This window comes from Nocardia sp. NPDC055321, from assembly GCF_053645575.1.
In genome coordinates this window covers 1-11,906 of record NZ_JBSHMS010000015.1, presented here as the reverse complement: position 1 = coordinate 11,906, position 11,906 = coordinate 1, and the positions used below count along the sequence as shown (strand labels likewise).

The following is an 11,906-nucleotide window of genomic DNA, read 5'->3' as shown; positions in this document are numbered from 1 at the left end:
GGGGAATCGCTCCACCATGCACTCCGTTCGCCGCGTCAAGAGCGTGCTGTCCTGCGTTCTCTCCATCGTTCTCGGATGCGCCCTGCTGTTCGGCGGCGTGAGCACCCTGAGCGACGACGGCACGGTGAAGTGCGGCAGCCGGGTCATGTCCCCCGGCGACACCTGCGACACCACCCGTAAGGGGCGCACCACCACCCGCACGTACGAGGAACAGAAGGACAGCAACGGCTCCACCCCCTGGATCCTGTTCGGCCTCGGCGCCCTGCTGATCGCCGGCGGCGGCTTCATGCTGGTCCGCGAGATCCGCCGCGGCTCGGGCAACGGCCCCACTCCCCCGGCGGGCAGCGCGCCCGACCCGTACGCCCAGCCCTCCCCCTACGGTCAGCCCGGCCCGTACGGTCAGCCCAACCCGTACGGCGCGCCCGCACCGCAGGCGCCCGCGTACGCCCAGCAGCCCGCCTATGCCCAGCAGCCCGGCTACGGACAGCCCGCGCCCTACGGCGGCCAGCCGGGCTATGGTCAGCAACCTCCGTACGGCGGTCAGCCGGGCTACGGCCAGCAACCCCAATACGGCGCACAACCGGGTTACGGCCAGGCCCAGCCCGGGTACCCCGCACCGCAGGGGTACCCGCCGGCCGGTCAGCCCTATGCCCCGGCGCCCGGCTACGGCCCACCGCCCGGTCAGGCCCCGTCCCCGTACGGTCAGCAGCCGGGTTACCCCTACCGATAGGCCCGCGAACCAGCCCCGGACCGGGCCCTCGCGGGTACCCACACCCCGAGACCCGCGCCGCCACCACCACCAAAGCCGCACCGGCACACCGCAATCCTCAAGCAATTAGCCGAAGTAACTATTCTCACGGCGACGCCGGGAATAGACTCGAAGCGTGGCTGATCAGAGCCGCGACGACGCATGCTAACTGTGTGTGAAAAACCGCCCCGCCGGTGTGCTCTTGCTGGCCGTACCGGTCGGTGCACGCTAGCGTTCCGAGGGTGGCAGTGAGTCTGTTGGGGTTGGCTGGCCGCGCACCGGCCGCACGCGAATCAGGGTTCGCCGCGCATCGAGCCGGGGTCGAGAGACTACTGGCGTCCTACCGCGCCATCCCGCCCGATGCGAACATCCGGCTGGCCAAGAAGACCTCCAATCTCTTCCGCGCGCGAGCGAAGAACCCCGCGCCCGGGCTCGACGTCTCCGGCCTGACGCAGGTCATCGCGGTGGATCCGGAACAGCGCACGGCCGACGTGGCGGGCATGACCACCTACGAGGACCTGGTCGCGGTCACCCTGCAGTACGGACTCGCGCCGCTGGTGGTCCCCCAGCTCAAAACCATCACCCTCGGCGGCGCGGTGACCGGGCTCGGCATCGAGTCCACCTCCTTCCGCAACGGGCTACCGCACGAATCGGTCCTGGAGATCGATGTGCTCACCGGGGCCGGCGAGATCGTGACCGCGACCCCCGACGGCGAGCACGCGGACCTGTTCCGCGGGTTCCCCAACTCCTACGGCACCCTCGGGTACTCCACCCGGCTGAAGATCGAGCTCGAACCGGTGAAACCGTATGTGGCACTGCGCCACATACGGTTTCATGATTTGCGGGAGCTGGAGGCCGCCATGGCGCGAATCGTCTCCGACCGCTCGTACGCCGGGGAGCAGGTCGACTACCTCGACGGCGTGGTGTTCACCGCCGCCGAGAGCTACCTCGTGCTCGGCCGCCAGACCGACGAACCCGGCCCGGTCAGCGACTACACCGGCATGGACATCTTCTACCGGTCCATCCAGCACGACTCCGATCGGCCGGCCCGCGATCGCCTCACGATCGCGGACTATCTCTGGCGCTGGGACACCGACTGGTTCTGGTGCTCGCGGGCGTTCGGGGCGCAGAACCCGAAGATCCGCCGCTTCTGGCCGCAGCGCTACCGGCGCAGCAGCTTCTACTGGAAGCTCATCGCCCTCGATCACCGCTACCACATCGGCGACAAACTCGAGGCCCGCCAGGGTAATCCGCCGCGCGAGCGGGTAGTGCAGGACATAGAGGTGCCCATCGAGCGCACCGCCGACTTCCTGGACTGGTTCTTGCGCGAGATACCCATCGAGCCGATCTGGCTGTGCCCCTTGCGATTGCGCGACGAGGACGGCCCCGAACGCCCCTGGCCGCTCTACCCGCTCGAACCCGGCCGCACCTACGTGAACATCGGGTTCTGGTCCGCCGTGCCCACCACGCCCGGGCAGCAGGACGGCGCCGCCAATCGTGCCATCGAGCGCAAGGTCTCCGAGCTCGACGGCCACAAATCGCTCTACTCGGATTCCTACTACGGACCCGAGGAGTTCGCCGAGCTGTACTACGGCGGCGGCACCTACGCCCGCCTCGCGAAGGACTACAACCCGGATCATCGACTACTCGACCTGTATTCGAAGGCGGTGCAACGCAAGTGACGACGTTCAAGGACCGTTCCGAGGTGTTCGCGGAGCTAGGTACCAAGCTCACGATCGCCGAGATATTCGAGTCGCTCATCGAGGGACCGATGCCCGTGCGCTTCACCGCGTACGACGGCAGCAGCACCGGACCGGCGAATTCCGAGTTCGGGCTCGAGATAGTCAATCCGCGCGGGGTGAACTACGTCGCCAACGCCCCCGGCGATCTGGGTATGGCACGTGCCTACATCTCCGGTGACATGCGCATTCACGGCGCACATCCGGGCGACCCGTACGAGCTGCTCAAGGCCATGGCGAGCATGAAGTTCCGCCGCCCGACCGCCATGCAGCTGGTGGTCATCGCCCGCTCGCTCGGCTGGGAACTGCTCAAGCCGGTCGCCCCGCCGCCGCAGGAGACCCTGCCGCGCTGGCGGCGCATCGCCCTGGAAGGACTGCGGCACTCCAAGACTCGCGACGCCGAGGCGATCCACCACCACTACGACGTCTCGAACACCTTCTACGAGTACGTACTCGGCGATTCGATGACCTACACGTGCGCGGTGTACGGGGACGAGGCGTGGAACCTCGAGCAGGCGCAGGAGAACAAGTACCGGCTCGTGTTCGACAAGCTGAACCTGAAGGTCGGCGACCGGCTCCTCGACATCGGCTGCGGCTGGGGCGGAATGGTGCGCTACGCCGCCAAGCGTGGCGTCCGTGTCATCGGCGCGACACTCTCGGCGGAGCAGGCCGAATGGGCGCAGGCCAGGATCGCGGCGGAGGGCCTGTCCGGGCTGGCCGAGGTGCGGCACTCGGATTACCGTGACATCGCCGAGGATTCGTTCGACGCCGTGTCCTCCATCGGCCTGACCGAGCACATCGGCGTCCACAACTACCCCGCGTACTTCGAGTTCATCCAGTCCAAGCTGCGCGACGGCGGCCTGTTCCTGAACCACTGCATCACCCGCCCGGACAACAAGCACACCAGCAAGGCCGGGGATTTCATCGACCGGTACGTCTTCCCCGACGGCGAGCTCACCGGCTCGGGCCGCATCATCTCCGAGATCCAGAACGTGGGCCTCGAGGTGCTGCACGAGGAGAACCTGCGCCGCCACTACGCCCTGACCCTGGCCGAATGGTGCGACAACCTGGTGAAGAACTGGGACGCCGCGGTCGAGGAGGTCGGCGAGGGCACCGCCAAGGTGTGGGGCCTGTACATGGCCGGCTGTCAGCTCGGCTTCGAGCGCGGCGTGGTGCAGCTGCACCAGGTCCTGGGCGTCAAGAACGGCCCGGACCAGGCCTGGACGGTCCCGCTGCGCCCGTGGTGGCAGCCCTAGGCGAAAGCCTGGATACACCCCCTGAGCACGGTGTACATTCGATACATCACGCGAGTGATGCTGGTGGATGAGGCGCCGCGCCAACGACGCCCCACCCGGTGGGTCACCTAGCCCGCAACCAGCGGACCAAGTGGATTGCTGCCCCGGCAATCGCGGCAATGCTGATCATGACAGCAGCCCGGTTGACCGGGGATTCCTCTTTCCTATGGTGTTTTCCCATAGCCCACACCTCCTCCCTGGGCGCGATGTTGGACCACGTCCATCGCCCCTCGAGGGGAGGTGCGCACATGCTATGACAGCAGGTCACCGAAATTCTGCGGATTGCTCAGACCAGCGAATCCAGAAACGCCCGGGGCAACTCCTGTGGATCGGAACCGCCTGTGCCCAGCGACATTTCGGTGCGAAGGGTACGCAGCAGGCCGAGTACGCCGGGCCCCGCGTCCAGCAGGGGGCGGGTCCAGCCGAGGTCGGCGCAGGTGATGACGACAGGTATCAGGACGCTGATCGCCTCGCCCTGCCAGCGGGCGGTGGCCAGGGCCTCGGCCAACAGCAGGGCCGCGTCGAGTTCGGCTCGGGGACGGTTCTTCTCGCGGGTGCGGGCGTGCAGGGCGCGGGCGCGTTTGACCGCGGTATCGGCGTTGCCGAGGGGCGCCAGATCGTCGGCGGGACCGCGATCCTCGCCGCGATAGTGGCGGGCCAGCAGGGCGCGGATCGTGGCGATCTCCTCGGCCTCGACGGCCAGGGCCGCGGCGCCGACGGGGTGGTGGACGGGCCGGATCTGGGGGTCCGCGGCCGGGCTCGGGGTGGGCTGGTCGGCGGGCAGATCGAGCCGGAGGCGTTCGGCCCGGATATGGGCCGCCAGCCGGGTTAGCTTGCGCTCCACGGCTATTCGCGCGCCCTCGTCCAGGCGGGCGGCGGCGGTGTCGGTGTCGCCCAGCACCGCCTTGACCCGCGCGCCCACCACGAAGGTGCTCACCAGGAAGTCGATGGGGCCGACCCGGGCCGAGAGCTGATGGCTCAGATCCAGGAGCCGCTCGGCGCTCTCCAGATCGCCACGGCGGTAGGCCAATTCGCCGAGCAGCGCGCCCGCCACCCGGGCGGGATGTGAACGCGGGCCGGACCGATCGCGGGCTATCTGCCACGCCTGCTCGAAACACGCGGTGGCGGTGGGGATGTCGAGCTGTTCGTAGGCGGCGGCGCCGAGACCGCAGCGGCCGAACACCGCACCGAGCGGATCGCCGGACCGCGCGTGATACGGCTCGGCCCACTCCTGGGTGCTGCGCGCGCCGTCGAAATCGAACTCGCAGAGGCGCACGAACGACGCCAGATTCGCGGCGGTCGACACCGTCCACACGGGCAGCTCGTCCACCAGGCGCAGCGAATCGGTGAGTTGCTCCAGCACGCCGTCGGTGCGATCGCGCGCCACCTTGTCCGCGGCGGCCAGCACGGCGGCCTGGCAGCGCTGGATCACCGCCTCCGAATCCTGCGGCGAGCTGCGGGCCAGCATGTTCGAGAGCCGGCCCAGCGCCGTGCGGGCCGCACCGGACTGCTGGAGGTTCACGTTCGCCCGGGCCAGCGCCATGAGCAGCTTGGAGCGCGACGTCACCTGCTGCACCGGCAGTTTCGACACCGTCCCGAACAGCGTCGCCAGCCGGGACCGATCGATGAGATCCATACCGCCGCTCTCGACGAGGTCGAGGGCGAACTTGAAGTCGGTGGCCGCCATGGCGTGATCGACCGACTGGCGCAGCATCTGGTGTTCGGCGAACCAGCGCGCGGCCTTGCGGTGCAGGGCCTTCACCTGCCCGGGCTGCCCGCGCTCCAGCCGGGCGCGCAGGTACTCGGCGACCATGGGCTGCACGCGGAACCAGCGCGAATCCTCGGACAGCCGGTGCACGAACAGCTCGCGCTCCTCGGCCTGTTCCAGCATCGTCTCCGCGTCCGCCACCCCGCTCAGCGCCGCCGCGAGCGAGGCGTTGACCCGTTCGGGCACCGCGATCGCGCTCAGGAACTCCAGCATCGACGGCTCCAGCTCGCCGAGTACGTTCTCCGCCAGGTACTCCCGTATCGCCCGGCTGTCTCCCGAGAGCCGGGCGATGAGCTGATCGGCGTCGTGCCGGGCGCCGCGCAACGACAGGCTCGCCAGCTGGATCGCCGCGGGCCAGCCGCCGGCCGCGGCGTGAATCTGCTCCACCTGCCGATCGGTGAGGTCCAGGCCGTTGCGATCCACCAGGATCTCCCGGGTCTCGGACTCGGTGAGACTCAGCTGATCGCAGTCGATCTCGACGAGTTCGTCGGCCACCTGCATCCGGCTCAGCGGCAGTCCGGCGCGCTCGCGGCTGGTGACCACGAACCGGAGATGATGACAACCGTTGTCCAGCAACGACTCCAGGACCCGATGCGCGCCCGCGTCGGTGATCCGATGCCAGTCCTCCACCATCACCACCACCGACGACCCGCTCGCGTGCACCTCGTCGATGAGCGCGGAGATCGCGTACGGCACCGCTTCGGCGGGCCGCTCCTCCAGGACCTGCTCCAGCCCCGCGCCGATATCCGGGCGCACCCTGCGAATGGCCGCGATCATGTGCGCGAGCAGCCACACCTCGTGATCGTCGTCGCGGTCGATGCCGAGCCAGGCCACCGCGACCCCGCGATCGGTGAGCTCGGCGCACCACTGGGTGGCCAGGGTGCTCTTGCCGAAACCGGCGGGGCCGTGCAGCACCGCCAGCCTGCGGCGGCCACCCTGGCGCAGCGGTTCCAGCAGCCGCGGTCGCGGCACCGGCTCGCGCGCCGGCGTCGGCGGACGGAATTTCGTTGTGGCCGTTGGCGGTAACGTGTTGCCCGGCGCGGGGAAGTCACCGCTGCCCGCATCGCCGGCCCGGGCCGCGCCGGTCTCCGAGCCCGCGGGCGGGCGCAGGGTCATCGAGCGATGTCGCGAGCCGGGCCGCACCGTTCCGGTGCGCTGGCGCGAAAAATAGCGGCTGTCATCGTAATCGGTGTCCGGACCGGCGACATCACCGTCCAGCAGCGCCATCTCGTCGGGCACCTGCCCGAGATCGCCCTGCACGGTGCGCAACAGCTCGCCGAACTCGACCGCCGAGGCCGGCCGATGCCGCGGATCCGGGGACATGGCGGCCTCGATGGCCGCCGCCACGTCGGCGGGAATGTCCTGCTCGCGCAGGTCCGGCACCGGCTGGCTGGTGATGCGCAGGAACTGCGCGATGATCTTCTCCCCCGACTGCCGCTCGTAGGCGGCGTGCCCGGTCAACAGCGCGAACAACGTGGAGCCGAGGCCGTACACGTCCGAGCGCACGGTGGGCTCCTCGCCCTTGAGCACCTCGGGGGCGGTGAAGGCGGGCGAGCCGCTGATCAGGCTGGTGGAAGTCCGGAATCCGCCCGGTATCCGGGCGATTCCGAAGTCGGTGAGCATCGGCTCGCCGTAGCGGCTCAGCAGCACGTTGGCCGGTTTCACGTCGCGGTGCAGCACCTGCGCGCGATGGGCCGTCTCGATCGCGCCCGCCAGCTTCACCCCGACCCGCAGCGAATCGGACCAGCCGAGCGGGCCGTTGTCCCGGACCAGGCGTTCGAGCGAACCGTGCGTGGCGAAGGGCATCACGATGTACGGCCGGCCGCTGGCGGTCACGTCCACCTGCAGGATGTCGACGATGTTCGGATGCCCGGACAACCGGCCCATCGCGTGTTCCTCGCGCAGGAAACGCTCGCGGCTCTCGTCGTCGATCTCCGAGGACAGCACCTTGACCGCCACGACACGATCCAGCACCCGCTGCGTGCAGCGATAGACCACACCGAAGCCGCCCCGGCCGATCTCCTGCGCCTCGGCCAGCCCCATGGCTTCGAGCTCATCCACGATCGACACGGGAACGTATGCCTCGGTGGCGTTTTCGACTCGGGAAGGCGCTCTCCGGGGGCCTCCCGGGTCAGGCTGTGAGTTCACGTCTCTGCCCACCTCGAACTCGACACGAGCGCACACACCGAACCGACGGGTGGTCCGATGCGCAACCCGTACATATTCCCAACGTAGCGCGGGTTTCGCCGGATCGGGCACGAAACGCCAGCATGGGGACCGGAAAGCACACCGCCCGGGTCACGAGAATCGTGACCCGGGCGGTGCCGGTCGTTGTCAGCGGCGCGGACGCCGCCTCCCGACTACTTGCGCAGCGAGGCCGGAACCTCGAAGCGCTCGCCGAACTTGGCGGCCAGCTCGTCGGCGCGCGCCACGAAGCCGGCGGTGCCGCCCGGGTAGCCGACGATGAACTGGTGCACGCCACCGGTCCAGGCCGGGTAGCCGATGCCGAAGATCGAGCCGATGTTGGCGTCGGCGGTGGTGGTGAGCACACCCTCGTCGAAGCACTTCTGGGTCTCGATGGCCTCGATGAAGAGCATGCGGTCCTTCAGGTCCTGCAGGGTGACGCCCTCGGGGAGCTCACGCTGGGAACCGAAGGCGTCGCGCAGACCCTCCCAGATGCCGGCGGTCTTGCCGTCGACGTAGTTGTAGAAGCCGGCGCCGTGCAGCTTGCCCTTGCGATCGAACTTGTCGATCATGGTGCCGATCACGTTGCCCGAGGCCAGCGACGCCGCGGAGATGACCTTGCCCTCGGCCTCGGCCGCGGCACGGGTCTCCTTGAAGATCTTCTGCATGGTCTCGAAGTTGAGCTCGTCGCTCAGCTTCAGCGGCGCGGCCGGGTAGCCCGCCTGCAGGCCGACCTGCTCGATCGTCTGCGGATCGATGTTCTCCTCGAGCATCATGATGGCCTCGTTGATGAACGTGCCGATGACGCGAGAGGTGAAGAAGCCGCGGCTGTCGTTGACCACGATCGGGGTCTTGCGGATCGCCAGGGTGTAGTCGTACACGCGGGCCAGCGCCTCGTCGGAGGTCTTCTCGCCCTTGATGATCTCGACCAGCGGCATCTTGTCCACGGGGGAGAAGAAGTGGATGCCGATGAAGTCCTCGGACCGCTTCACACCGTTGGCCAGCAGGGTGATGGGCAGGGTCGAGGTGTTCGAGCCCAGCAGCGCGTCGGCGTCGACGATGTCCTCGATCTCGCCGAAGACCTTGGCCTTGAGCTCGGGGTTCTCGAAGACGGCCTCGATGACGAAGTCGACACCGGCGAAGTCGGCGGCGTCGGCCGACGGCTTGATGCGGGCGAGCAGCGCGGCGGACTTCTCCGGCGTGGTCTTGCCACGCGAGAGAGCCTTCTCCTCGAGCTTCTCGGAGTAGTTCTTGCCGCGATCGGCGGCTTCCTGGGTGACGTCCTTGAGGACGACCTCGTAGCCGGCCTTGGCGGAGACGTACGCGATGCCCGCGCCCATCATGCCCGCGCCGACGACGCCGATCTTCTTGATCTCACGCTTGGGCACGTCCTTGGGACGCGAACCACCGTTGTTGATCGACTGCAGGTCGAAGAAGAACGCCTGGATCATGTTCTTCGCAACCGGGCCGGTCAGCAGGGAGACGAAGTAGCGCGACTCGATGAGCGAGGCGTTGTCGAAATCGACCTGCGCGCCCTCGACGGCCGCGGACATGATCGCGCGCGGCGCGGGCATGTTCTGGCCCTTGATCTGCTTGCGCAGGTTGGCCGGGAAGGCCGGGAGGTTCGCGGCCAGGGCCGGGGTGGACGGGGTGCCGCCGGGGATCTTGTAGCCCTTGACGTCCCAGGGCTGCACGCCCTTGTCCGGGTTGGCCTTGATCCACGCCTTGGCGGCGGGGACGAGCTCCTCGACCGAGCCGACGACCTCGTGGATCAGGCCGGTGGCCTTGGCCTTGGCCGGGGTGAACTTGTTGCCCTGCAGCAGGACACCCATCAGGCCGTTGGCGATGCCGAGCATGCGGGTGATGCGGGTGACGCCGCCACCGGCCGGGAGCAGGCCGAGGGACACCTCGGGCAGGCCCAGCTGGACGCCCTTGACGTCGGCCGCGATGCGGTAGTGGGTCGCGAGGGTGATCTCCAGGCCGCCGCCGAGGGCCGCGCCGTTGATCGCCGAGACGACGGGCTTGCCGAGGGTCTCCAGGCGACGCAGGTCGCCCTTGATGGAGGTGAGCTCCTCCATGATGTCCGCCGCGTTCTCCGGGGTGGTCTTCATCATGTTCTTGAGGTCACCGCCGGCGAAGAAGGTCTTCTTCGCGGAGGTCAGCACGACACCGGTGATGTCGTCCTTCTCGGCCACGAGGCGATCGACGGTCGCCTTCATGGAGTCCTTGTACAGCTGGTTCATGGTGTTGGCGCCCTGGTTGGGGTCGTCCATGGTCAGCACGACGATGCCGTCGGCGTCCTTTTCCCAGCCGATCATGTTCTCGGTCATAGTTTTTGGTTCTCCTAGAGAAAAGTCGGTGGGCGTTAGACGCGCTCGATGATGGTGGCGACACCCATGCCGCCGCCGATGCACAGGGTGACCAGCGCGTAACGCGCGTTGCGACGGATCAGCTCGTCGACCATGGTGCCGGTGATCATCGCGCCGGTGGCGCCCAGCGGGTGGCCCATGGCGATCGCGCCGCCGTTGACGTTCAGCTTCTCGTCCGGGATGTTCAGGTCCTTCTGGAACTTCAGAACGACCGAGGCGAACGCCTCGTTGATCTCGAACAGGTCGATGTCGTCAACCGTCAGACCGGCCTTGGCCAGCGCCTTGAAGGCGGCCGGGGTCGGACCGGTGAGCATGATGGTGGCGTCGGCGCCGGAGGTGGCGGTGGCCACGATGCGGGCGCGCGGGGTCAGGCCCGAGGCCTTGCCGGCGTCCTCGTTGCCGACGAGCACGAGGGCCGCGCCGTCGACGATGCCCGAGGAGTTACCACCGTGGTGCACGTGGTCGATCTTCTCGACGTAGGTGTAGCGCTGCATGGCGACGGCGTCGAAGCCGCCCATCTCGCCGATGCCGGCGAAGGCCGGGTTCAGCTTGCCCAGGTCGGCGGCGGTGGTGCCGGGACGCATGTGCTCGTCGTTGTCGAGCACGGTCAGGCCGTTGATGTCCTTGACCGGAACGACGGAGTTGGCGAAGTAGCCGTTCTTCCAGGCGTTCTCGGCCAGGTCCTGCGAGCGCACGGCGTAGGCGTCGACGTCATCGCGGGTGAAGCCCTCGATGGTCGCGATGAGGTCGGCCGAGATGCCCTGCGGGACGATGTAGGCGTCGTAGCTGGTGGCGGGATCCATGAACATCGCGCCGCCGTCGGAGCCCATCGGCACGCGGGACATGGACTCGACGCCACCGGCGATGACCAGGTCGTCGAAGCCGGAGCGGACCTTCTGCGCGGCCAGGTTCACGGCCTCGAGGCCGGAGGCGCAGAAGCGGTTGATCTGGATGCCGCCGACGGTGTCGGGCAGGCCGGCGGTGAGCACGAGGGTGCGGGCGATGTCGGCGCCCTGGTCACCCACGGGGGAAACAACACCCAGGATGATGTCCGAGATCCGATCCTCATCGAGGTTCGGGAAGCGGTTCCGCAGCTCAGCGACCAGACCGGTGGTCAGATCGATGGGCTTGACCGAGTGCAGCGACCCCTTCTTGTTGCGGCCGCGCGGGGTGCGGATGGCCTCGTAAATGTAGGCCTCTGTGGTCATATCGGAGTGTTTCCTTCCTTAAGGTGCGCCGTCACCGCGTTGTGCGGTCAGCACGTAGCCATAACCTCGCCGACCGGCCGTTCGGCCAGCCGTCCTGACGCTGTACAAACAGCGGCACGAACCGGTCGGCACGGCTCAGGTAACCCGTACGCCTGGGCATACCTTAGAACCTCGCCGAACCGATACTCGCGGCCACCCGATCATAGTACCGCCCGATGCGAACTCCGGTTAACTTAATCCGTCTCACAGGGCAACTGTCAACCCTCCAGTGGAGTAGCGCCCAATTCCGACCGCAGGAGTTCCAAGGCCACATCATCCGGGTCGCGGCGCTCTTCGGCGGGGACCGGCACGGCCGCGGCGGCGAGCAGCTCCCGCTCCTCTTCCTCTGTAGTAGCAGGTGGGACGCCGTCATAACCTACCGGCGAGTAGTCCGAAGGCCCCGGGTCGTCGGGAAGGTCGGGCCCGTCGGGTAGCGGAATATCGTCGTCCGGCGGCGTGTTTCGCAGCGCCGCGCCGCCGCGGGTGAACACCCGCTCGGGCGCCGCGGGCGCGGGTTCCGCCGGGCGTTCCGGCGCGGGTGCGGGCGCCGCCGCCT

At 68.3% G+C, this 11,906-nt stretch carries 6 protein-coding genes and 1 pseudogene; 3 read left to right on the top strand and 4 right to left on the bottom strand.

What is annotated here, in order from left to right; translation table 11 throughout:
* The first annotated feature begins 16 nt into the window (after nt 1-16).
* From ACWIGI_RS23635 to ACWIGI_RS23625, 3 genes are all read left to right on the top strand, one after another.
* Entirely contained in the window at nt 17-730 is a 714-nt protein-coding gene (locus ACWIGI_RS23635; protein ID WP_454204622.1) for a hypothetical protein, read from the top strand.
* Between the two features lie 266 nt (nt 731-996).
* Nucleotides 997-2,430: an FAD-binding oxidoreductase gene (locus tag ACWIGI_RS23630; RefSeq protein ID WP_454204817.1), complete on the top strand. Its 1,434-nt coding sequence runs from the start codon at nt 997-999 to the stop codon at nt 2,428-2,430.
* Nucleotides 2,427-3,743 carry a class I SAM-dependent methyltransferase gene (locus ACWIGI_RS23625; RefSeq protein ID WP_454204621.1) on the top strand — a complete coding sequence of 439 codons (1,317 nt, stop codon included), beginning with the start codon at nt 2,427-2,429 and terminating at the stop codon, nt 3,741-3,743. The genes ACWIGI_RS23630 and ACWIGI_RS23625 overlap by 4 nt, the downstream gene beginning before the upstream one ends.
* 325 nt (nt 3,744-4,068) lie before the next feature.
* On the opposite strand, the gene ACWIGI_RS23620 is transcribed toward ACWIGI_RS23625, so the two are convergent.
* From ACWIGI_RS23620 to ACWIGI_RS23605, 4 genes and pseudogenes are all read right to left on the bottom strand, one after another.
* A complete protein-coding gene (locus ACWIGI_RS23620) occupies nt 4,069-7,611 on the bottom strand; it encodes a protein kinase domain-containing protein (RefSeq protein WP_454204620.1) in 3,543 nt (1,180 codons plus the stop codon).
* Nucleotides 7,612-7,910: 299 nt separating this feature from the next.
* A complete protein-coding gene (locus ACWIGI_RS23615; protein ID WP_454204619.1) occupies nt 7,911-10,064 on the bottom strand; it encodes a 3-hydroxyacyl-CoA dehydrogenase NAD-binding domain-containing protein in 2,154 nt (717 codons plus the stop codon).
* Between the two features lie 35 nt (nt 10,065-10,099).
* The gene (locus ACWIGI_RS23610) at nt 10,100-11,311 is read right to left on the bottom strand and encodes an acetyl-CoA C-acetyltransferase (protein WP_454204618.1); all 1,212 of its coding nucleotides are present in this window, start codon (nt 11,309-11,311) and stop codon (nt 10,100-10,102) included.
* A gap of 257 nt (nt 11,312-11,568) precedes the next feature.
* Nucleotides 11,569-11,906 (bottom strand): annotated as a pseudogene (locus ACWIGI_RS23605) (DNA polymerase III subunit gamma/tau); the annotation flags it as partial.

Coding starts and splice junctions, on each gene's coding strand:
- ACWIGI_RS23635 (WP_454204622.1), top strand. CDS start 17: ATGCACTCCGTTCGCCGCGTCAAGAGCGTGCTGTCCTGCGTTCTCTCC.
- ACWIGI_RS23610 (WP_454204618.1), bottom strand. CDS start 11,311: ATGACCACAGAGGCCTACATTTACGAGGCCATCCGCACCCCGCGCGGC.
- ACWIGI_RS23615 (WP_454204619.1), bottom strand. CDS start 10,064: ATGACCGAGAACATGATCGGCTGGGAAAAGGACGCCGACGGCATCGTC.